18 protein-coding genes are annotated in these 22,739 nt (G+C 74.3%); 1 reads left to right on the forward strand and 17 read right to left on the reverse strand.

Annotation, left to right across the window (positions count from 1 at the left end):
- Positions 1–24 precede the first annotated feature (24 nt).
- The 17 genes from V5D56_RS14970 to V5D56_RS15050 form a co-directional block, all read right to left on the reverse strand.
- Positions 25–294 (reverse strand): HGxxPAAW family protein, encoded by a 270-nt coding sequence (locus tag V5D56_RS14970; RefSeq protein ID WP_435736087.1) that lies wholly within the window; start codon positions 292–294, stop codon positions 25–27.
- Between the two features lie 103 nt (positions 295–397).
- The gene (locus V5D56_RS14975; protein WP_435736088.1) at positions 398–1,072 is read right to left on the reverse strand and encodes a Trp biosynthesis-associated membrane protein; all 675 of its coding nucleotides are present in this window, start codon (positions 1,070–1,072) and stop codon (positions 398–400) included.
- Positions 1,069–2,640 carry an anthranilate synthase component I gene (locus V5D56_RS14980; RefSeq protein WP_435736089.1) on the reverse strand — a complete coding sequence of 524 codons (1,572 nt, stop codon included), beginning with the start codon at positions 2,638–2,640 and terminating at the stop codon, positions 1,069–1,071. The genes V5D56_RS14975 and V5D56_RS14980 overlap by 4 nt, the downstream gene beginning before the upstream one ends.
- Positions 2,637–3,089: a phosphoribosyl-AMP cyclohydrolase gene (gene hisI / locus V5D56_RS14985; protein WP_435736090.1), complete on the reverse strand. Its 453-nt coding sequence runs from the start codon at positions 3,087–3,089 to the stop codon at positions 2,637–2,639. The genes V5D56_RS14980 and hisI overlap by 4 nt, the downstream gene beginning before the upstream one ends.
- 80 nt (positions 3,090–3,169) lie before the next feature.
- Entirely contained in the window at positions 3,170–5,026 is a 1,857-nt protein-coding gene (locus V5D56_RS14990; RefSeq protein ID WP_435736091.1) for an ABC transporter ATP-binding protein, read from the reverse strand.
- Positions 5,023–6,936, reverse strand: a complete 1,914-nt coding sequence (locus tag V5D56_RS14995) for an ABC transporter ATP-binding protein (protein WP_435739050.1) — start codon at positions 6,934–6,936, stop codon at positions 5,023–5,025. The genes V5D56_RS14990 and V5D56_RS14995 overlap by 4 nt, the downstream gene beginning before the upstream one ends.
- A gap of 209 nt (positions 6,937–7,145) precedes the next feature.
- Entirely contained in the window at positions 7,146–7,916 is a 771-nt protein-coding gene (gene hisF, locus V5D56_RS15000; protein ID WP_435736092.1) for an imidazole glycerol phosphate synthase subunit HisF, read from the reverse strand.
- A complete protein-coding gene (locus V5D56_RS15005; protein ID WP_435736093.1) occupies positions 7,913–8,881 on the reverse strand; it encodes an FKBP-type peptidyl-prolyl cis-trans isomerase in 969 nt (322 codons plus the stop codon). Before V5D56_RS15005 ends, hisF begins: the two co-directional genes overlap by 4 nt.
- Before the next feature lie 96 nt (positions 8,882–8,977).
- The gene (gene pafA / locus V5D56_RS15010; protein WP_435736094.1) at positions 8,978–10,339 is read right to left on the reverse strand and encodes a Pup--protein ligase; all 1,362 of its coding nucleotides are present in this window, start codon (positions 10,337–10,339) and stop codon (positions 8,978–8,980) included.
- Between the two features lie 6 nt (positions 10,340–10,345).
- On the reverse strand, positions 10,346–11,107 hold the full coding sequence (gene prcA / locus V5D56_RS15015; RefSeq protein WP_435736095.1) for a proteasome subunit alpha: 762 nt from the start codon (positions 11,105–11,107) through the stop codon (positions 10,346–10,348).
- The gene (gene prcB, locus V5D56_RS15020) at positions 11,104–11,991 is read right to left on the reverse strand and encodes a proteasome subunit beta (protein ID WP_435736096.1); all 888 of its coding nucleotides are present in this window, start codon (positions 11,989–11,991) and stop codon (positions 11,104–11,106) included. The genes prcA and prcB overlap by 4 nt, the downstream gene beginning before the upstream one ends.
- A gap of 19 nt (positions 11,992–12,010) precedes the next feature.
- Positions 12,011–12,211 (reverse strand): ubiquitin-like protein Pup, encoded by a 201-nt coding sequence (locus V5D56_RS15025; protein ID WP_435736097.1) that lies wholly within the window; start codon positions 12,209–12,211, stop codon positions 12,011–12,013.
- A 134-nt stretch (positions 12,212–12,345) separates the two neighbouring features.
- Positions 12,346–13,980, reverse strand: a complete 1,635-nt coding sequence (dop, locus tag V5D56_RS15030; protein ID WP_435739051.1) for a depupylase/deamidase Dop — start codon at positions 13,978–13,980, stop codon at positions 12,346–12,348.
- A 493-nt stretch (positions 13,981–14,473) separates the two neighbouring features.
- Positions 14,474–16,126 (reverse strand): proteasome ATPase, encoded by a 1,653-nt coding sequence (gene arc / locus V5D56_RS15035; RefSeq protein WP_435736098.1) that lies wholly within the window; start codon positions 16,124–16,126, stop codon positions 14,474–14,476.
- A 189-nt stretch (positions 16,127–16,315) separates the two neighbouring features.
- Entirely contained in the window at positions 16,316–17,428 is a 1,113-nt protein-coding gene (locus V5D56_RS15040; protein WP_435739052.1) for a tRNA (adenine-N1)-methyltransferase, read from the reverse strand.
- 119 nt (positions 17,429–17,547) lie between these two features.
- Entirely contained in the window at positions 17,548–18,681 is a 1,134-nt protein-coding gene (locus V5D56_RS15045) for a site-2 protease family protein (protein ID WP_435736099.1), read from the reverse strand.
- Between the two features lie 57 nt (positions 18,682–18,738).
- Entirely contained in the window at positions 18,739–21,492 is a 2,754-nt protein-coding gene (locus tag V5D56_RS15050) for a helix-turn-helix transcriptional regulator (protein WP_435736100.1), read from the reverse strand.
- A gap of 148 nt (positions 21,493–21,640) precedes the next feature.
- Between V5D56_RS15050 and V5D56_RS15055 the strand changes: the two genes are divergently transcribed.
- Complete coding sequence (locus V5D56_RS15055) at positions 21,641–22,723, forward strand: class I SAM-dependent methyltransferase (protein ID WP_435736101.1); 1,083 nt, start codon at positions 21,641–21,643, stop codon at positions 22,721–22,723.
- Positions 22,724–22,739 lie beyond the last annotated feature (16 nt).

A 22,739-nucleotide genomic window follows, 5' to 3' on the forward strand; every position in this document is an offset into this window, starting at 1 on the left:
GCGGTCCCGCGACCGGCGGCTGGGTCACCGCGAGACGGACTTCTGCCCGTAGCCCATGTTCCGGAGCACGACACCGGCCACGAGGCTCAGCGCGACGACGCCCATGCCGACCCAGAACAGCCAGACGGCGGAGACGTCCGAGACCGCGGGGAGCACGACGCCGATCGCGGCGACGAGCGCGCCGAGCATGATGCCGATCATCGTGGTCCACGCCGCGACGGTGTGCCCGTGGTTCGTGGGCGGCGCCGCGGGCGGCAGGTAGGCGATCTCGGTCGTCTTCTGGTTCTCGGCCATGAGGGTCGTGCCTTTCGTCAAGATGTGCCGCCAGACTATCGGACCAGCCCTCGTGACCGCGCGAGCGGCGGACCGGGAGCCGGGTCGTCCGGTGACGGTCGGGTCAGCGGTCGGTGGGGTCCTCGCCCCGGGACAGCGCGTCCCAGGCGTCGTGGTCGGTGAGCTCGTCGTCCTGCGGTGTCGTCGCCGCGCCGCCGGTGTCGGGGGGTGGCGTCGTCGCGCCCGCAGCCCCCGCCTCGGCCGCCACCGGTGCCCCGGCGGCCGCGCCGTCGCGCTCGTGGCGGGTCGAGGCCCGCTGCCAGCCCCGGGAGCCGACGGCGACCCAGACCACGGCCACGACGGTCAGCACGCCGAGCGCAGCGGCGACCCACGGTGCCGCCGTGAGCGAGACGGCCGACGTGAGCTCGGTGACCCCGGTCGCCTCGGCGACGGCGGAGCGCGCGCTCGGCTCGGGGTCGAGCGCGACGCCGAGCGCGGCGGCCGTGGTGACCACGCCGCTCGCCGCGGCGACGGCGAGCACGACCCACCGCCCGATGCGGCCGACCAGCCCGAGCGCGAGACCGGCGGCGACGAGGACGAGCGCGGCGGCCCCCACGCCGGGCGCCGCGGTGGTCCCGCTCACGGTGACCTCCACGACCGGGTCGAGCGCGGTCGCCCCCGTCGTGGTCGACCACGTGACGGCGGACGCGGCGAGCGTCGCCCCCCCGAGCAGCAGGAGCAGCCAGATCGCCGCGCGACGCGAGGGCGTGCGGGCTCGGGACGCCGTGCCGGCACTCATCGCAGGCCCCGCAGCCGTGCCGCGACCTGGACGGCCCGGACGGCGGCCGCGGCCTTGTTGCGCGACTCCGCGTACTCGAGCGCGGGCACCGAGTCGGCGACGATCCCGCCGCCGGCCTGGACGCTCGCGCGGCCGTCGCGGATGAGCGCGGTACGGATCGCGATCGCCATGTCCATGTCGCCGGCGAAGTCGAAGTAGCCGGCCGTCCCGCCGTAGATCCCCCGCCGCGCGGGCTCGAGCTCGTCGATCAGCGCGATCGCGCGCGGCTTCGGTGCGCCCGAGAGCGTGCCGGCGGGGAACGTCGCGCGGAACGCGTCGAGCGCGGTCGCGCCGTCGCGCAGGGTGCCCACGACGGTGGAGCACAGGTGCATGATGTGGCTGAACCGCTTGGTCGCCATGAACTCCACGACCTCGACGGACGTCGGCTCGCAGACCTTGACGAGGTCGTTGCGCGACAGGTCGACGAGCATGATGTGCTCGGCGCGCTCCTTCGGGTCCTCGAGGAGCTCCTCGCCGAGCGCCACGTCCTCCTCGGGCGTGGCGCCGCGCGGCCGCGACCCCGCGATGGGGAAGGTCACGACCCGACCGGCGGTGACCTTGACGAGCGTCTCCGGGCTCGACCCGACGACGGCGAAGTCCCGGCCGTCGGGGTCGGTGAGCTGGAAGTAGTACATGTACGGGCTGGGGTTGATGGTCCGCAGCGCCCGGTACACGTCGAGCGGCTCCGCGGGGCAGTCGAGGTCGAGGCGCTGGGACAGCACGACCTGGAAGACCTCGCCCTCGCGGATGGCGTCCTTGCCCGCGACCACGGAGGCCTCGAACTCCTCGCGCGTCGAGCGGAACTCGAGCTCGGGCTCGGGCAGGTCCGCGCCGACCGAGACGACGTGCGAGCCGCCGGCGACGAGCCGGGCCTGCATCGCGTCGAGCCGGGCCACCGCGTCCGCGTAAGCCTCGTCCACGCGCTCGTCGGTGTCGTCGAAGTTGATCGCGTTCGCGACCAGCCACACGCTGCCCTCGCGGTGGTCGACCGCGGCGACGTCGGTCGCGAGGCACAGGGTCAGCTCGGGCACACCGAGCTCGTCCGGCGCGGCGGCGGGCAGCGTGGGCTCCCAGTGCCGGATGACGTCCCAGCCGATCGCGCCCGCGAGACCGCCGGTGAGCGGCGGGAGTCCCTCGACGGGCGGCGTGCGCAGCGCCTCGAGCGTCGCGTCGAGGACCTCGACGACGTCGCCCTCGGTCGGGATGCCGACCGGCACGTCACCCGACCAGACGGCCCGGCCGTCGCGCGACGTCAGCGTCGCGCGCGACGCGGCGCCCACGAACGACCAGCGCCCCCACGTGCCGTCCGACTCGGCGGACTCGAGCACGAACGTGCCCGGGCGACCCTGCGCGAGGGTGCGGTACAGCCCGACGGGCGTGACGTCGTCGGCCAGGAGACGACGGACCACCGGGACGACGCGGCGCGTCGACGCGAGGGCGCGGAAGCCCGCGGCGACCGGCCAGGTCTCGCCCCACGCCGGTCCGCCTGCCGGGACGGTGGTGGGCTCGGCCTGCGCGGTCGCGTTCACTGGTTCTCCTCCTCGGGATCGGTCGTGCGGTCCGCCGTGGCGTCGGGGGTCGTCTCGGCGACCGCGGCGGGGAGCTCCCCGACCACCGCGCCGAGGTCTCCCCCGGCCTCGAAGCAGGTGCGAGTCCCCGTGTGGCACGCGGCGCCGACCTGGTGGACGCGCACGAGGAGCGCGTCACCGTCGCAGTCGAGCGCGACCGAGCGCACGACCTGGACGTGACCGGACGTGTCGCCCTTGCGCCAGTACTCCTGTCGGGAGCGGCTCCAGAACGTCACGCGGCCGCTCGTGAGCGTGCGGTGCAGCGCCTCGTCGTCCATCCAGCCGAGCATGAGCACGTCGCCGGTGTCGTGCTGCTGGACGATCGCCGCCACCAGCCCGGCGTCGTCGCGCTTGAGGCGCGCCGCGACGTCGGGGTCGAGGGACGGTGCGGGCAGGGTGTCGTCGGGCACCCGAGAATCCTGCCAGACGCGGGCGCCCGCGCGGCGCGTCGTCTCGCCGGGCCCGGCCGACCGCCCGTCGTGTGCGCGCGTCACCGTGTCTGCGAGACCCAGGCGTCGTGCATGTGCGCGTAGACGCCGCCCGCGCGGACGAGCTCGGCGTGGTGCCCGAGCTCGACCACGTGCCCTGCGTCGACGACGACGACGAGGTCGGCCGCCTCGGCCGTCGAGAGGCGGTGCGCGATGGTGAGCGTCGACCGTCCCGCCGTGAGCGACGCCAGGGCCCGCGCGATGCGCACCTCGGTCGCCGGGTCGACGGCGGACGTCGCCTCGTCCAGGACGAGCAGGTCGGCCTCGGCGAGGTACGCGCGCAGCAGCGCGACGAGCTGACGCTCCCCCGCCGAGAGCGACTCGCCGCGCTGCCCGACCTCGGTGTCGAGGCCGTCCGGCAGGTCCGCGACCCAGTCGGTCAGCCCGAGCCGGTCGACCGCCGACTCGATCTGCTCGCGCTCGGGCGTGCCCGCAGCGGGCGCGCCCGGGTCCCCTCGCAGGCCGTACGCCACGTTGTCGGCGAGCGTGCCGTCGAAGAGGAAGCCCTCCTGCGGGACCAGCACGACGCGCTCGCGCAGGCTCGCGGTCCGGATCTCGCGGAGGTCGACGCCGTCGAGCAGCACCCGCCCCGCGGTGGGGTCCATGAGCCGCGTGACGAGCTTCGCGATCGTCGTCTTGCCCGACCCGGTCGCGCCGACCACCGCGACGGACGCGCGGGCCGGCAGGTCGAGGTCGACGCCGTGCAGCACCTCCGGGCCGTCGGGGTAGGCGAACCGCACGCCCTCGAGACGGACGTTCGCGGGCCCTCGCGGGCTCGTGACGCCGTCCTCGCCCGGGTCGACGACCTCGACCGGGGTCTCCAGCACCGCGAGCACGCGGCGCCACCCGGCGACGGCGTTCTGCAGCTCGTTGAGGATCTCGGTCGCCATCTGGACCGGTCCCGTGAAGAGCTGGACGAGGAAGAGGAACGCGAGGAGCCGCCCCACGGAGATGTCGCCCGCGACGCCCAGGAGCGACCCGACGACCACGACGACGGCGAGGACGAGGTTCGCGACGAGCACGCCGCTGGAGAAGACCACCGCGACGAGCTTCTGCGCGCGCACCATGGCGCGCCGCGTGCCGTCGACAGCGGAGTCGATGCGCCGCGCGGTGCGCGCGCCGGCGCCGTAGGCGCGGATGGTCTCGGCGCCGACCACGGACTCGGAGATCGCACCGAGCATCGCGCCGACGCGCGCCCGCACGGTCGTGTAGGCGTCGTTGACCCGTCGCTGCGCGGGTCGCAGGACGAGGAAGAGGGGCACGAAGCACGCCCACACGACGATCGTGAGCTGCCACGAGTAGATCGCCATGAGCACCGTCGCGACGCCGATCTGCAGCACGGAGACGAGCAGCATGATGCCGCCCCACTGCACGAAGAGCGAGATGGTGTCGACGTCGCTGGTCACGCGGGACACGAGCGAGCCGCGACGCTCGGTGTTCTGCGTGAGCACCGAGAGGTCGTGGACGTGGCGGAACGCGCGCACGCGCAGGTGCGCGAGCCCTGCCTCGGTCGACCGGAAGAGGCGGACGTTGACGAGCGCCGAGCACAGGCCCGCGACGACGAGCACCGCCGCGGCCGCGCCGACGAGCAGCCCGACGCGGCCGGTGTCCGGTCCGCCGTCGGCGAGGATGCCGGTGTCGATCGTCTGCTGGACGGTCACGGGCACGACGACGCGTCCGAGCGCCGCCGCGACCGCCAGGCCGAGGGTGATCCACAGCCCGTCGAGGATCTGCGGCGAGACCTGCACGCCGCGGCGCAGCGTGGCGAGCACGCCGAGCGTGCTGGCCGAGGCGATGCGCGAGTCGGCGGGCGCGCCCGTGGTCGTGCCCGTGTCCGAGGTCGTCGTCGTGGTCGTCATTCCTCCAGAGCCCCTGCCTCGGCCCGACGCGCCACGTCGTCCGCCTCGTCCTCGCGCCAGCCCTCGCGCCCGTCCAGGTCCCCAGGCGCGGGGTCGGCCGTCTCGTCGGCCGCCTGCAGCTCGTGCCGGCGGATCTCGTCGTCCGCCGCGTCCTGCTCGTCGGCGGCGCGGCGCTCGGCCTCCCGCGCGTAGGCGGTCGCGAGCTCGCGGTAGCCGGGGTCGCGCGCGAGCAGCTCGTCGTGCGTCCCGACGTCGACCACGCGTCCCGACCCGACGTGCACGACGACGTCCGCGAGCGCCACGCTCGCCATCCGGTACGCGACCATGACGACCGTCGGCCGGTCCCGGCCCTCGTCCCGCAGCCCGGCGAGGATCTGCTGCTCGACGCGCGGGTCGACGGCGGACGTCGCGTCGTCGAGCACGAGCAGGCGCGGTCGCCGGACCAGGGCGCGGGCGATCGCGAGCCGCTGGCGCTGCCCGCCGGAAAGGTTCGCGCCGCGCTCGCCGAGGGGGGCGTCGAGGCCGCCGGGCAGCCGCTCGATCACGTCGTCGACGCGCGCGAGGCGCAGCGCCTCCCACACCTGGGCGTCGTCGGGACCGCTGCCCTCGTCGGCGAGCGTGACGTTCGAGCGCACGGTGTCCTCGAACACGAACGCCTGCTGCGCGACGAGCGCGACCTGCGCGGTGAGGTCGGCCTGCCGCACGTCGCGCACGTCGGTGCCGTCGAGCGTGACCCGTCCCCGCGTGGGGTCGGACAGGCGCGCGAGGAGGGACACGAGGGTCGTCTTGCCCGCGCCCGTCGACCCCACCACGGCGACCGTGCTGCCGGGGGCGAGGTCGAGGTCGACGCCGTCGAGGAGGGTGACCGGACGGCCGCCGGGACGCACGTCGACGCCCACGCCCTCGAACCGCACCCGCACCCCGCCCGCCCCGGTGAGGGGCTGCGCCCCCGGGACGAGTCCCGTCCCGGCGTCGACGACGCGGCTGATGCGCTCGTACCCGACGAGGCCTCGCGGCAGCTCGCCGAGGACCCAGCCGAACGCGCGCACCGGGACGGCCATGATCGTCAGGAGGTACGCCGCCGTGACGATCTCGCCCGGCTGGACGCCGCCCGCGGCGAGGCGCACGGTGCCGACACCGAGGACGAGCAGGGTGCCGAGGGAGGGCAACAGCTCGATGACCGGGTCGAAGAAGGCCCGCACGACGCCGACGCGGACGTTCGCGGCGCGCAGGGTGTCGGTGCGCTCCGCGAAGCGGCGCTCCTCACGGTCCGCGGTGCCGAGCGACGTGACGAGCAGGGCCGCCTCGAAGCTCTCGTGCGCGACGTCGGCCACCTCGGCGCGCAGCCGCTGGGCGCGCGTGATGGCGGGCGACATGTACCGCTGGAACACGACGTTCACGGCGACGGCCACCGGGATGACGACGAGCGCGGCGCACGCGAGCCACACGTCGATCCGGAACAGCATCACGGCGGACACGCCGATCATCACGACGACGCCGAGCGCGAACGGCAGCGGGTTGAACACGCCGGTCGCGGCCTCGACGTCCGAGCTCGCGTTCGACAGGAGCTGACCCGCCGGGTGCGCGCGGTGCCACGACATCGGCAGCCGCAGGTACTGCCGCGTCACGGCCGTGCGGTGCCGTGCCTGGAGCGCCGCATAGCCGTTACCGGCGAAGATGCGCCGGGCGGCGACGCTCGCCGCGAGCGAGACGGCGATGCCTGCGAGCACGAGGCCGGCCAGCCAGATGCGGTCCCGCGCGGCCTCGTCACCCGCGAGCGCCGGGACGACGACCTCGTCGGTGACCGTGCCGATGGCGCTGCTCACGCCGACGGTCAGCGCCCCGAAGATCGCGGACGAGCCGATCGCGAGGACGTACGTGCGCGGCTCGTCACGCAGGCCACGCCCCATGAGGACGAGCGAGCGACGCACGCGCGACCCGGTCAGGCCGTGCGGACGACGGACCCGCGGCTCTGCAGGGAGGGAGTCGGGGGCGGTGGGCTGGGCGTCGGCACCGTTCGGGCGCGTCGTGCTGCCGGGCACGGGACGTACCTCGTCTTTCGTTCGGGATCCGACGATCTTCTCACAGGGAAACGGCACCCCGTCCGGTCCGGCCGGCCTCAGCGCACGGCGATGCCGGCCTCGCGCAGCGTGTCCTTGACCTGACCCACGGTCAGGGCGCCGAAGTGGAACACGCTGGCTGCGAGGACGGCGTCCGCGCCCGCCCGCGCCGCCTCGACGAAGTGCTCCGGCGTGCCGGCGCCACCGCTCGCGATGAGCGGCACGCGCACCTCGCGGCGCACCGCGGCGAACATCTCCAGGTCGAAGCCCGCCGTCGTGCCGTCCGCGTCCATCGAGTTGAGCAGGATCTCCCCCGCGCCGAGCTCCGCCGCACGCGCGGCCCAGCCGACCGCGTCGATCCCGGTGCCCCGTCGTCCGCCGTGGGTCGTCACCTCGTAGCCGGAGTCCGTGGCCGTTTCCCCGGTGACACGCCGGGCGTCGACCGAGAGCACGAGCACCTGGCTGCCGAACCGGTCGGCGATCTCGGCGATGAGCTCCGGTCGCGCGATCGCCGCGGTGTTCACCCCGACCTTGTCCGCGCCCGCGCGCAGCAGACGGTCCACGTCCTCGACCGCGCGCACGCCCCCACCCACGGTGAGCGGGACGAACACCTGCTCGGCCGTGCGGCGCACGACGTCGTACGTCGTCTCACGGTCGCCGGACGACGCCGAGACGTCGAGGAACGTCACCTCGTCCGCGCCTTCGCCGTCGTAGCGGGACGCGAGCTCGACGGGGTCGCCCGCGTCGCGCAGGTTCTCGAAGTTGACGCCCTTGACGACGCGGCCCGCGTCGACGTCGAGGCAGGGGATCACGCGGATCGCGACGGTCATGAGGTCTCTCCTTGGTCGGCCGGCGCGTCGCCGGTCTGGTCGGGCGCGGCAGGTTCGGCGCCGTCGGTGCCGCCCGCTCCGCCCGCCGCCTCCTCCGCCGTCACGGGGAAGTGCGCGTCGAGGATGTCGACGACGTACACGAGCGTCTCGCCCGCGAGCGGGCTCGCGGTGCCCTCGTAGCCGAGCTCCGGCGGGACGACGAGCATGACCTGGCTGCCCACCGACTGCTCGAGCAGTCCCTGCTCCCAGCCCTCGATCACCTCGCCGAGGCCGATCATCACGGACGACGGGGCGGCGTCCGGCGCCCAGGAGGTGTCGAACACCTCGCCGTCCGACCAGCGCACCCCCGTGTAGCGGACCGTGACGACCTGGCCCGCCTCGACCTGCCGCCCGTCGCCGCGGATCAGCGGCCGGATCCCCAGGTCGCCCGGCGGCGCGGCGTCCGGCGGGATCGTGATCGTCGGGGCGCCGTCCTCGGCGAGCGTCACCGTCGGTACGCCCTCGGCCGCCTCGGGCGCGACGGCCTCCCCGTCCGCCCGGGTCGGCAGCACGTCGACGACGAGGACGACGGGGACGCCGTCGTCCTCCTCCACGTGCAGCAGGCGCGCCCCGACGCGCTGCCCGCGGAGCTCGTCGGCGAGCTCGCCGCCCACCGAGGAGTCGTCGAGCGCGAGCCACTGCGGGGCGTCGGCGTAGGTGTTCTGCAGCACCGTGGCGTCCCGCGCGTCCTGCGCGTAGAGGTTGAGCAGCACCGGGTCGCCGTCCGCGAGCTCGCGCCCCGTCCCCGGCCACAGCACCTCTGAACGCACCTCAGGCACGTCGAGCGGCGGCGTGTACTCGAGGGTCGGCGGCGAGCCCGCCGAACCGGTCACCTCGAGCGCGGTGTTCGCCGGCGTCGACGGCGTGTCCTCGGGCTCCTCGCACGCCCCCAGCAGGAGGGCCGCGGCGAGCACCAGCACGGTCACGCCCGCACCGCGCGCGCGCCGTCGTACCGGCCGTGCCGTTCCCGCGAGAGGCCGCACGACCGTCGGAACCACTGTCCTCACATCACGCCCCGCACGTCACATCGACTCGATGAGTCGTTCCACGCGCTCGTCGACGCTGCGGAAAGGGTCCTTGCACAGCACCGTGCGCTGCGCCTGGTCGTTGAGCTTGAGGTGTACCCAGTCCACCGTGTAGTCGCGGCGGGCCTCCTGCGCGGCGCGCACGAAGTCGCCGCGGAGCTTCGCGCGCGTCGTCTGCGGCGGGACCGCGGTCGACTCGAAGACCTCGAGGTCGGTGGTGATCCGCTCGACCATGCCGCGAGCCGCGAGCAGGTTGTACAGGCCCTCGGTGCGCGAGATGTCGTGGTAGGCGAGGTCGAGCCGGGCGATGCGCGGGTCGTCGAGCTCGAGCCCGTGCTTGGCCTGGTAACGCTGGATCAGCCGGTACTTGATGACCCAGTCGAGCTCGCGGTCGACGAGCGAGAGGTCGCCCGACTCGAGCGCGCGCAGCCCGCGCTCCCACAGGTCGAGGACCTGTTTGACGACCGGCGTCGGGGAGACCCCGGCCTCGACGAACTCCTTGACGCGCTGCAGGTACTCGCCCTGCAGGTCGATCGCGGTGACCGTGCGCCCGCTCGCGAGCTGGACGGGCTGCTTGCCCGTCATGTCGTGGCTGATCTCGCGGATCGCGCGGATGGGGTTCTCCAGCGCGAGGTCCCGCATCGGCACGCCGGCCTCGATCATGCGCAGGATGAGGTCGGTCGTGCCGATCTTGAGCATCGTGGTCGTCTCGGCCATCGACGAGTCACCCACGATCACGTGGAGCCGCCGATAGCTCTCCGCGTCGGCGTGCGGCTCGTCGCGCGTGTTGATGATGGGCCGCGAGCGCGTGGTCGCGCTCGACACCGCCTCCCAGATGTGGTCGGCGCGCTGCGAGAGGCAGTAGACGGCGCCCCGCGGGGTCGAGAGCACCTTCCCCGCGCCGGTGAGGACCTGACGCGTGATGAGGAACGGCACGAGCACGTCCGAGAGCCGCGCGAAGTCGCCCTGGCGGCGCACGAGGTAGTTCTCGTGGCACCCGTACGAGTTGCCTGCCGAGTCCGTGTTGTTCTTGAACAGGTGGATCCGGCCGGGCAGCCCTTCGTGCTCGAGCCGCTGCTGTGCGTCGGCGACGAGACCCTCGAGGATCCGCTCCCCGCCGCGGTCGTAGGCGACGAGCTGGCGCACGTCGTCGCACTCGGCGGTCGCGTACTCCGGGTGCGAGCCCACGTCGAGGTACAGGCGCGAGCCGTTGCGCAGGAACACGTTGGACGAGCGACCCCACGCGACGACCTTGCGGAACAGGTAGCGCGCGACCTCGTCGGCCGAGAGCCCGCGGCCGTCGTCCGACGCGCACGTGACGCCGTACTCCGTCTCGATCCCGAAGATCCTGCGGTCCATGCCGTCCTACCCCTCGTCCGCCGCGCCGGGCGCGGGTTCGGCGTCGTCGCCCGTCGCCGGGGTCTCGCCGGGTGGTGCCTGGAGCAGCTCGTCGAGCACCGTCCCCGACAGGCGTCGGAACGCACGCCGCGGTCGGGTGCGGTCGAGCACGGCCACCTCGAGCTGGTTCGCGGCGATCCCCCGCGGCTGCTCGCCCTCTCCGCCGGACCCCAGCGCGCGCACGGCCAGCCGCAGCACCTCGCCGAGCGAGAGCCCGGGCCGCCAGGCGTCGTCGAGGATGCGACCCAGCTGCTCCGACTGCCCGCCCATGACGACGTGGCCCTGCTCGTCGGCCACGGACCCGTCGTAGGAGATGCGGTAGATCTGGTCCTGCGCGGACGTCGGCCCGACCTCGGCGACGACGAGCTCGACCTCCAGCGGCTTGGACTCCGTCGTGAAGACCGTGCCGAGCGTCTGCGCGTAGGCGTTCGCGAGACCCCGCGCGTTGACGTCGGTCCGGTCGTAGGAGTAGCCGCGCAGGTCGGCGTAGCGCACCCCCGCGACCCGCAGGTTCTCGAACTCGTTGTACTTGCCCACCGCGGCGAACGCGATGCGGTCGTAGATCTCCGAGATCTTGTGCAGCGCGCGCGACGGGTTCTCCGTCGCGAACGCGATCCCGTCCTCGTACGCGAGCACGACGACGGAGCGGCCCCGGGCGATGCCCTTGCGCGCGAAGTCGGCCCGGTCCTTCATGAGCTGCTCGGGCGAGACGTAGAACGGCATCGTCATGCGAGGTCACCTCCCTGCTCGGCCGTGCCGCGCCCGCCCCCGGCGAGGCCGCGACGCTCGGCGACGATCTCCTCGACGACCGCCTCGAGCTCGGTCTCCGGGACCCGCTCGTAGCCCGCTCCCGTCACGACGGCGACGACCGGCCAGATCCGGCGCACCGTGTCCGGACCGCCGGTCGCGGAGTCGTCGTCCGCGGCGTCGTACAGCGACTCGACGGCGACCCGGACGACCGCGTCGCGGTCCAGGCCCGGACGCCACAGCTTCTTCAGCGCGCCGCGCGCGAACACCGACCCCGAGCCCACGCTGTGGTGCTCGCGCTCCTCGTAGCGCCCGCCCGTGACGTCGTAGGAGAAGATGCGGCCCTGCCCGCGGTCGAGGTCGAAGCCCGCGAACAGCGGCACCACGGCGAGGCCCTGCATCGCCATGCCGAGGTTCTGCCGGATCATCGTCGACAGGCGGTTCGCCTTGCCGTCGAGCGACAGCAACGTCCCCTCGATCTTCTCGTAGTGCTCGAGCTCGAGCTGGAACAGGCGCACGAGCTCGACCGCGAGGCCGGCCGTGCCGGCGATGCCGACGGCGGAGAACTCGTCCGCCGGGAAGACCTTCTCGATCTCACGATGGGCGATCATCGAGCCCATCGTCGCGCGCCGGTCACCCGCCATCACGACCCCGCCCGCGCCGTCGGTCCCGAACGTGCACGCCACGATCGTGGTCGCGTGCGGGGCCGCCGGTGCGGCGCCCGAGCCGGCGTGCGACGCCGCGCGGTGCGACGGCAGCAGGTCCGGGGCGTGGCCGGAGAGGAAGTCGAGGAACGACGACGACCCGGGGGTCGTGAACGCGTCGGGGAGCCGCCCGGGCAGGCGGTCGGGCTGGTGGGTGCTCATCAGCGGTCCGCCACCCTTCCTACTCGCCGCCCTTCTGCACGAAGCCCCGGACGAAGGACTCCGCGTTCGTCTCCAGGACCTCGTCGATCTCCTCCAGGAGGGCGTCCACCTCGGCGTCGCGCGACTGCGCCTGCGGCGCGGTGGGGACCTCCGGGACGTCCGGCTCGTCGTCGGGGCGACGGTCCTCGTGCGACGCGTGGGTGCGTTCCGTACCCGCCATGGTGGCCTCCTCGTCCGCCGGTCGTGACCGGCGCTCGTCCTCCGACCCGCACGCGGCCCGGCCGCGAGCGGTTCCTGCTCGCACGCGACGCCCCGTGCGGGGCGCCGTCGTGCGTCCAGCCTAGTTCCTGAGCGTCACCCCGGTGCCGCGAGACCCGCCAGGAGCGACGCCGCGTCGGGGCTCGCGTCGAGCAGCGCACCGATGTGGGCGCGGCTGCCCCGTAGCGGGTCCATCATCGGGACGCGCTGGAGCGACGGCGATCCCGGCACGTCGAAGATCACCGAGTCCCAGCTCGCCGCCGAGACCTGGTCCCCGAACCGCGCCATGACCTCGCCGCGGAAGTACGCGCGAGTGTCCTCCGGGGCGTGGTGCACCGCCGCGCCCACCTCGCGCTCCGTGACCACCCGGTCGACCGCCCCGGCCGCGAGCAGGCGGTGATAGATGCCGCGCTCCGGCCGTACGTCGGACCACTGCAGGTCGAGCGCCGCGAGCCGGGAGTGGCCCCAGTCGAGACCGTCGCGCTCGCGCAACCGGTCGAGGAGCCGCAGCTTCGCGACCCACTCGACGTCGCGCGCGCACGACTCCCGGTCGGTCGCGAGGCGCGTCAGCACGGAGTCCCAGCGCTCCAGGACGTCGCGCGTCGGTGCGTCGGGGCCGTCCTCCCCGGCGAGGCGCCGCGACGCCTCCGCCGCCACCTCCAGGTACTCGCGCTGGATCTCGAGCGCGGTGAGCGTGCGGCCGTCCGCGAGCCGCAGCCGCTGCGTCAGGTCGAGGTCACGACTCACGCGCTGCACGTCGGCCACCGGGTCGACCAGCCGCAGGCCCGCGAGGCGCGATCTCAGCGCGGCACCGAGCTCCTCGAGATGCTCGACGACGAACAGCACGAGCGACGTCGTGCCCGTCTTGAGGTACGTCGCCGTCTCGAAGAGGTTCGCGTCGCCGATGATGAGGTGCAGCCGCCGCCACCGCTGCCGGTCCGCGTGCGGCTCGTCGCGCGTGTTGACGATCGGGCGCCGCAACGTCGTCTCCAGACCCACCTCGGCCTCGACGTAGTCCGCGCGCTGCGAGACCTGGAACCCGTCCCCGTCTCCCGTCGGGCCCAGCCCGACCCGTCCCGACCCCGCGAACACCTGCCGCGTGACGAGGAACGGCGTGAGGATCTCGACGATCACGCCGAACGGCACCGCACGGTCCACGAGGTAGTTCTCGTGCGTGCCGTAGCTCGCGCCCTTGCCGTCGACGTTGTTCTTGTAGAGCACCACCGGGGCGCCCGGCGCGTTCGCCAGCTCCCGCGACGCCGCGAGCATCACGCGCTCCCCCGCGACGTCCCAGCACACCACGTCGTGCGGCACGGTCACCTCGGGTGACGAGTACTCGGGGTGCGCGTGGTCGACGTACAACCGCGCGCCGTTCGTGAGGATGACGTTCGCCGCGCTCGGGTCGTCGTACTCCTCCGTCGTCGGCCGCGCGACCTCCTGGAACGAGGCGTCCTTCTCGTCGGCCCCGTCCCCCGCGACCGGTCCCGACGGCGCCGGCGCGGCCGGGTCGTCCGTGAGCAGCGACGGGTGCGCCGACGCGCGCGGCACGTGGAACCCCCGCGCGTCCTGCAGCGGGTCCTCGTCGTCGTAGTCCCAGCGCGCCCGGCCCCGGGCCCCGTCGCTGCGCGCCGCGAGCGCCCGGTACGTCGTGACGACCTGGCTCGACATGAGCATCGGGTTCGCCAGGGGCTGGCCCGGCTGCAGCACGCCGTACTCGGTCTCGATCCCCATGACCCGTCGAACGCTCACGCGCCCACCCTAAGCCGCACCTGCGACGACGCGTCGGCTCTGTCCACGGCGAACGCAGGTCGCCACCACGGGTGGCGCGCCGTCGGTGCTCGGGCTGTCCGCGCCGTCGCCACAGTCTTTCGGCCGTGGGCTCTAGGAGCGCGGCCTTGACGCCCTTCGCATCCGACGTCGCCCCACCCGCTCGTCCGGTCCCTCACCACGTCGCAGTGCGCGACGTCGCCCCACCCGCTCGTCCGGTCCCTCGCCAACGCGCTCGGTGAGGTCAGTACGCGACGGCGCCGGGGCGTGGCCGGAGGGGCGGCCGTGCCGGGTCGTGGCGGGTCTGGCGGGAGCGGTGCGAGGAACGAGCACCGCGGATGGTAGACCCGGCACGGCCGCCCCGGAGTGCCACGCCCCGGCGCCACCAACGCCGCGGCACGGCCGCCCCGGAGTGCCACGTCCCGGCGCACCCCGCCAACCGCGAACCCGCGACGCGCTACAGGTACTGGCCGGTGTTCGTGACGGTGTCGATGGTGCGCGGGGAGCCGCCCTCGCCCTTCTTCTGGACGATCGTGCGGATGAAGACGATGCGCTCGCCCTTCTTGCCGCTGATGCGCGCCCAGTCGTCGGGGTTGGTGGTGTTCGGCAGGTCCTCGTTCTCCTTGAACTCGTCGACGCACGCCGAGAGGAGGTGGTCGACGCGGATGCCGCGCTGGCCCGTGGCGAGGAGGTCCTTGATCGCGGACTTCTTCGCGCGGTCGACGACGTTCTGGATCATCGCGCCGGAGTTGAAGTCCTTGAAGTAGAGGATCTCCTTGTCGCCGCTCGCGTAGGTGACCTCGAGGAACTGGTTCTCCTCGTCCTCGGAGTACATGCGCTCGACGACGGACCGGATCATCGCATCGAGCACCTCGCGCTCGTCGCCGCCGTGCTCGGCGAGGTCCGCCGCGTGGATCGGCAGGTCGTCGGTGAGGTACTTCGCGAAGATCTCCTTGGCCCCCTCGGCGTCGGGCCGCTCGATCTTGATCTTCACGTCGAGGCGTCCCGGGCGCAGGATCGCCGGGTCGATCATGTCCTCGCGGTTCGAGGCGCCGATGACGATGACGTTGTCCAGCCGCTCGACGCCGTCGATCTCCGAGAGGAGCTGCGGCACGATCGTCGTCTCGACGTCGGAGGAGAGACCCGTGCCGCGCGTGCGGAACAGGGACTCCATCTCGTCGAAGAACACGACGACGGGTGTGCCCTGGGACGCCTTCTCGCGCGCCCGGGCGAAGATCAGCCGGATGTGCCGCTCGGTCTCGCCGACGTACTTGTTGAGCAGCTCCGGGCCCTTGACGTTGAGGAAGAAGCTCTTCGCCGTGCCGGGCTCGACGTCCTCGCCGCGGGATCGCGCGACGGTGTGCGCGAGCGAGTTCGCGACGGCCTTGGCGATGAGCGTCTTGCCGCAGCCGGGCGGGCCGTAGAGCAGGACGCCCTTCGGCGGGCGCAGCCCGTGCTCGCGGAACAGGTCGGGGTGGGTGAACGGCAGCTCGACGGCGTCGCGGATCTGCTCGATCTGCGGGCCGAGCCCGCCGATGTCCTCGTACCGGATGTCCGGGACCTCTTCGAGGACGAGCTCCTCGACCTCGGACTTCGGGATGACCTCGAACACGAAGCCCGAGCGCGTGTCGATCGTCAGGGAGTCACCGACACGCAGAGCGGTGTGCGCGACGGAGCCCGCGAGGCGCACGACGCGCTCCTCGTCGGCGCGCCCGACGACGAGCGCGCGGTCGGCGTCGAGCACCTCCTTGACCGTGACGATCTCGCCGGTGCGCTCGTAGCCACCGGCGGCGACGACCGTCATGGCCTCGTTGAGCTTGACCTCCTGGCCGGGGCGCAGGCGCTCGACGTCGAGGCTCGGGCTCGCGCCCACGTGCATCTTGCGACCCGACGCGGACACGTCGACCGAGCCGTCCGGGTGCGCCGCGAGGAACACCGCGTACGTGCCCGGGGGCTTGGCCAGGTCGTCGATCTGGCGCTTGAGGTCGAGGATCTGGTCCCGCGCGGCGCGCAGCGCCTCCGCGAGCCTCTCGTTCTTCGCGGAGAGCAGCGCGAGCTCTCGCGCGCCGCTGGGCGCGCCCTCGTCGCTTCGGCCGAATGTCTCGCTCATCGGGTGTTCCCCTCTCGCCGGCGGCTCACCCGGTCGCCGCGGGCGGCCGGACGGCGCGCGGCGTACGCCGCGCCCGTGCCGTGGTCGGCCACCACCGGCGATCGGGTCTAGACCTTAGGCACAATTCTCGTCCGCGTACACGGACGACACCCACCGTGAGACGACGCGGTGCCGATCGTTACCGGAACGTCACGCACCCGGCACGTCGTCCGCGAGGCCCTCCGCCGCGTCCGACCCAGCGTCCGGCCCGGCGTCCGACCGAGCACCCGGACCGGCGACCGCCGCATCGCCGGGCGCCTGCCCGACGTCGCGCCGCACGCGGCGGATCTTCTTCTCGGACACGGGGCGCTCGCCGAGCTCCTCCGGGGACCACTGCTCCGCGTCGGTCGGGTACGCGCCCTTCGCGGGCCGGCGCTTGCGCTCGGGCGGTGCGACGCCGTCCGCCAGGCGCCTCGCCGTGAGGAGGAACCCGGTATGCCCGATCATGCGGTGCTGCGGGCGCACCGCGAGCCCCTCGAGGTGCCAGCCGCGGACCATCGACTCCCACGCGACCGGCTCGGCGTACCGGCCGTCCGAGCGCAGGTCCTCGGCGAGGCGGGACAGCTGCGTGGTCGTCGCGACGTAGCAGACCAGCACCCCGCCGGGCACGAGCGCGCGCGCCACGACGTCGAGGTTCTCCCACGGCGCGAGCATGTCGAGCACCACGCGGTCCACCGTGCCGTCGGGGGCGACGGTGGGCAGGACGTCGGCGAGGTCGCCCACCGAGAGCGTCCAGGCGGGGTGCTCGCCGCCGAAGAAGTTCTCGACGTTGCCGCGTGCGATCGCGGCGAAGTCCTCGCGACGCTCGATCGAGTGCAGGTCGCCGGCGTCGCCGACGGCGCGCAGGAGCGACATCGTCAGGGCACCCGAGCCCACGCCGGCCTCGATGACGCGCGCGCCGGGGAAGACGTCGGCCATCGCGACGATCTGCCCGGCGTCCTTCGGGTAGACCACCGCGGCGCCGCGCGGCATGGAGAGCACGTAGTCCGCCAGCAGCGGTCGCAGCGCGAGGTACTCGATCTCCGCGGTGTTGCGCACGACCGAGCCCTCGGGGGCCCCGATGAGGTCGTCGTGACGGAGGTAGCCCTTGTGCGTGTGGAACGTGGCCCCGGGCGCGAGCGTGATGGTGTGCAGGCGGCCCCGGGGGTCCGTGAGCTGCACCTTGTCACCCACCCGCAGCGGACCGCGCCGCTGGTCGGCACCCGTCGCGCCGGCAGGCCCCGGGCCGTCCGCGGGCTCGGGGGCGGAGGGCTGGGCGGGCAGGCTGGCGGTGGGCTCGTCGGTCACGGGCGACCATCCTACGGGCCCGCCTGCGCCGCACCCGCAGGCGCCGTCGTGCGCGGGCCGGGAAGGACGTGCGAGGGGCTCGTGCGAGGACGGGCTCAGCGCCGTCGTGCGTCCCGGAGCGCGGTGACCACCCGGGCGACCTCGAGCACGCCGACGACGCGGCCGCCGTCGGTCACCGGGACGACGGCCGTCTGCCGACCGGCACGGGCGAGCGTGGCGAGCATGTCCTGCCCGACGAGCCCGGCGTCCACGGCGGTACCCGGCGGGAGCGGCACGGCGACCGCGCCGACGGGCGTGGTCTCGGCGGCGTCGGGCGGGACCGCGGCGGCTGCGGCCGGGTCGACGTACCCGACGGTCCGCCCAGCGTCGTCGACCAGCACGGCCAGGACGTGCGGGCCGCCCGCGAGCGCGACCGCACGACCGGCCGCAGCGACTGACGAACCCGAGGCCACTGGCACGGCGGCCCGCGCGAGGCCACGCACCGACAGTCCCGCGACCGCCTCGCGCGTCCGCCCGGCCGCGATCGCCTGCCCCGCTCCGGACCAGAGGAAGGCGCCGATGAGGGCCGCCCAGGCGACGGTCCAGAGCGAGGGCTGCCGACCTAGCGACAGCGGCCACAGCAGCGCCCACGCGACGACGCCCACGGCGACGGCTCGGCCGACCCAGCCCGCGGCGACGGTGCCCCTGGTCCGCGAGCCGGTCGCCGCCCACACGGCGGACTCGAGGATCTGCCCGCCGTCGAGCGGCAGCCCGGGCAGGAGGTTGAAGAACCCGACGAACGCGTTGGAGAACGCGCCCGCATACAGCAGCAGCGCGGGGACGGAGAAGACGTCCGTCGCCTGGAAGGAGAGCCAGAACACGACTGCGAGCGCGAGGTTCGTCAGCGGGCCGACGACCGAGATGAGGAAGCCGTCGAGCGGACGGGCCGACGTGCCGGAGTACGCGGTGTGCCCGCCCCACAGCGTGACGGCGAGCTCGGTGACCTGCTGGCCCCGGGCGCGGGCGACGAGCGCGTGCGCGACCTCGTGCAGGAAGACCGACCCGAAGAGCAGCAGGACGAACGCGAACGACACGAGGAACCGCTCGCCGCCGAGGTGGGGCGCCAGGTTCTCGACCGTCGGCGCGAACAGCACCGTGAGGATCGCGGCGGCCAGGAACCACGACGGCGTGAGGATCACGGGGGCACCCGAGACGCGGCCGATCACCCAGCCCTTCGTGCGCCCGGGCACGTCCTGACGTGGGGGCGTGCGGGGGGCTCGGGGCTCTGGTCCGTCCACCGGCACAGACTATGCGCTCGCCGGGTCCGCTCCCCGGAGCACGACGGCGAGCTCCTCCCGGGAGTGGATACCGAGCCGCGTGTACACCTTGCGCAGGTGGTACTCGATCGTCTTGGGGCTGAGGAACAGGGCCGCCGCCGCCTCGCGGGTCGTCCGCCCGTCGGCGAGGAGCAAGCAGACCTGCAGCTCCTGGGGCGTGAGGGCGCTCGGACCGACCCCTTCCCGCGGCGCGACCCTCTCGCCCGTCGCCTCGAGCTCGGCCCGGGCGCCGGCCGCCCAGACGACGGCCCCGAGCGCGTCGAACGTGCCCAGCGCGTCCCGCAGGACGACGCGGGCGTCCACGCGTCGACCTGCCCGGCGCAGCCGCATCCCGTAGGCGAGCTGCGTCCGGGCGCGCTCGAAGAGGTCGCGGGTCTGCGCGTGACTCGTGAGCGCCGCGTCGAAGTGGGTCGAGAACTCGTCCTCGGCGGCGACGAGACCGAGCGCCCGCTCGGCGCGCGCGAGCGTCCACGGGCGCCCGCTGGCCGCGGCGGAGGCCGCGAACCGCTCGGCGACCGTCCCCGCCGCGCCGGCCTGGCCGGTCCGCAGCAGGGCGTCGACCAGCTCCGGCCCGGGATGCAGGTCGGGGTCACCGACGCCGAGGCGCTCGAGGCGCGCTGCGAGCGCCGTGAAGCGGTCCGCCGCCTCGCCCGACGAGCCCTCCGACAGCGCGAGGTCGCCGAGCGCCAGCTCGCACCAGATCTCGCCGAACAGCATCGACCGCTCGCGGCAGAGCGCCGACGCCTCCGCCGCGTGCCGCCGGCACGCCGTGCTCCGCCCGGCGCGCGACTCGAGCCACGTGAGTCCCGCGAGCGCCATGGCGAGACCGCCGCCCTGTCCGGTCTCCCGGGCCAGGCGTGCGGCCTCGTCGTAGTTGGCCGCCGCCCGCTCCCAGGCGTTCGACGTCGCTTGGTCCCGCGCGACGTGGAACAGCACGTCGGGCAGCACGCCCACGCCCACGCGCGTGCGGACCTGGTCCACCAGGGCGCGCAGCCGCGAACCGTCGACGGCGTCGCGCAGGAACAGCGGCGCCAGCATGAGCCAGGGCAGCGCGGCGGGGTGCGCGAGGGGATCGGCGTGCTCGGCCAGCAGCGCGACGGCGGTGCGGAGGCGCGACGTGCTGTCTCGGCCGAGCAGGACACCCGACGCCCCGGAGGACGCGAGCCCGACGGCACGGGCCACGGGGTCCGTCGTGTCGGGCAGGGACGCGACCAGCCGTGCCTCGACGCGACGCAGGGCGACCGTGTCGACGAGGTACATGCACGCCCGGCTCGCCTCCGCGAGGAGCAGGACACGGTCGTCGACGGTGGCGAGGTCGGCCGCGCGCTCGAGCAGGTCGAGCCCGACGCGCGCCGAGCCCGAACGCATCGCGAGGGTGGCGCGCAGCTCCGCTCCCTGCGCCGTGAGAGGTCCTGTCGGCGGTTCGGCCTCGTCCAGCAGCGCCAGCGCCCGGTCGGGCAGGCCCCCGGACGCGGCGGCCCGTGCGGACGCGACGAGCCGCGACCGCGCCGCACCGGGCGTCGGGCTCAGCCGAGCGGCGCGCTCGAGGGCGGTCGACGCGACGGTGAACGCCGTCCGTGCCGCCGCCCGGGCGCCGAGCTCCTCGAGGAGCGTCGCGACGTCCTCGTCGAGCCGGGTCGTGGCGGCCGCCAGGTGCCACGCGTGCCGGTCGGCGTCCACGGGCGCGAGCTCGGCGGCGAGGCTGCCGTGCACGCGGCGGCGCAACTCCTGGTCGGCGGCCCCGTAGACGACCGAGCGCAGCAGCGGGTGGCGGAACGTGATGCGCTCGCCCTCGACCGTGAGCAGGCCCGCCCTCGCGGCATCGTCCAGACCGGTGGGGTCGAGGCCGAGCCGACGGCACGCCGCGCGGGTGAGACGGAGGTCGCCGCCGGCGAGCGTCGCCACCAGCGCGACGGTCCGGTCGGCCGCCGACAGGGTGTCCAGCCGCCGCGCGAAGGACCTCTGGAGCCGCTCGGGGAGGGTGTGCGGGAACCCCGCCGCGGCGTCGCCCGCGGTCGGGTCGTCCAGCGGCTCGGCCGCGAGCTCGAGCAGGGCGAGGGGGTTCCCGCCGGTCTCCCGGTAGAGCTCGTCGAGCGCGCGCGACGGCCCGGACGGGAACGCCGCGGAGAGCAGCCGCGCAGCGGCGTCGGGGGCGATGCCGGCGAGGTCGAGCGTGGGCAGGTCGCGCACGGGCTCGGGGAGCTCGCCGCTGCGTCCCGCGACGAGCACCGCGACGGGGTCGTCGCGCACGCGGCGCGCGGCGAAGGCCAGCGCGTCGACCGACGGCCGGTCCGCCCAGTGCACGTCGTCCAGCACGACGACGACCGGGCCCTCCTCGGCGTAGCGGCAGAGCAGGCTCAGGGTCGCCGCGCCGATCGCGAACCGGTCCCTGCCGTCACCGGGGCGGAGGCTCAGTGCCGCCCCGAGCTCGGCGGCCTGCGGGCCGGGGATCTCGTCGAGCAGGGACAGCGCGGGCAGCAGCAGGGCGTGGAGGGCCGCGAACGGCAGGTCCCGCTCGACCTCCGCAGGCGTCACCTCGAGCACGCGCGTGACCGCGCCGCCGTCGCCGACGGACGTCGCGACGGCGGCGGACAGGAGCGCGGTCTTGCCGATCCCCGGCTCCCCCGTGACCACGAGCGCGCCGCCGCGGCCGAGACGCGCCGAGGCGAGGAGGCGGGAGACCGTCTCCTGCTCGGCGGCCCTGCCGAGGAGCACCACGTCCATGAGTCTAGGGAGGCGCGGACCGCCCCAGCCAGGACGAGCTTCCGGGTGCCGACGACCAGGGGGGCCACCTGACGCGGGCGGAACGGGCCGACGCCTACGTTCGCCGGTACCGGCACCTGCCGGGACACCGACACCACAGGAGCATCCGATGACCACCTCGAGCGAGGCGCCCCCGGCCCTCGACATGGACGCCCTCATGGCGTTCGTCTTCCGCGCCGTCGACGAGGTCGGCGCGACCCTCAACGCGGCGCTCGTCGTCCTCGGCGACAAGCTCGGCTACTACCGAGACCTCGCGGCAAACGGCCCGACGACGCCGGCCGAGCTGGCCGAGCGCACCGGCACCGCCGAGCCGTACGCGCGCGAGTGGCTCAACGCCCAGGCCGCGGGCGACTACCTGACGTACGACCCGCCGTCGGGCCGGTACACGCTCCCGCCCGAGCAGGCGGTCGCGCTCACGGTCGAGGACAGCCCGGCGTTCCTGCCCGGCTTCTTCCAGATCGCCCTGGGCACGGTGCACGACGTCGACCACGTCCTCGACGCCGCCCGGAGCGGCGGCGGGTTCGGCTGGCACGAGCACGTCACCGACGTCCACGTCGGCTGCGAGCGGTTCTTCCGTCCCAGCTACCACGCGCACCTGGTCGCCGAGTGGCTCCCCGCGCTCGACGGGGTCGTCGAGAAGCTGGAGGCGGGCGCGCTCGTCGCGGACGTGGGCTGCGGGCACGGCGCGTCGACCGTGCTCATGGCCCAGGCCTTCCCGCTCTCACGGTTCGTGGGCTCCGACTACCACCCCGAGTCGATCGCCACCGCGCGGCAGCGGGCGGAGGACGCCGGCGTCGCGGACCGTGTGCGGTTCGAGGTGGCCTCGGCCCAGGAGCTCCCGGGGACAGGCTTCGACCTCGTGACGATGTTCGACTGCCTGCACGACATGGGCGACCCCGTCGGGGCCGCCGAGCAGGTCCGCGCCGCGCTCGCGCCGGACGGCACCTGGATGGTCGTCGAGCCGATGGCCGGGGACCACGTGGAGGACAACCTCAACCCGGTCGGGCGCGCGTACTACGGCTTCTCCACGCTGCTGTGCACGCCGGCGTCGCTGTCGCAGGACGTCGGACTCGCGCTCGGCACGCAGGCCGGCCCGGCCCGTATCCGGGACGTCGCGACCGCGGCGGGCTTCGGCCGGTTCGCGTCGGTCGCCGAGACGCCGTTCAACCGCGTCCTGGAGATCCGGGCCTGACGCTCGAGAGCCAGGA

The sequence above is a fragment of the Cellulosimicrobium sp. PMB13 genome, assembly GCF_051294865.1.
Taxonomy (GTDB): domain Bacteria; phylum Actinomycetota; class Actinomycetes; order Actinomycetales; family Cellulomonadaceae; genus Cellulosimicrobium.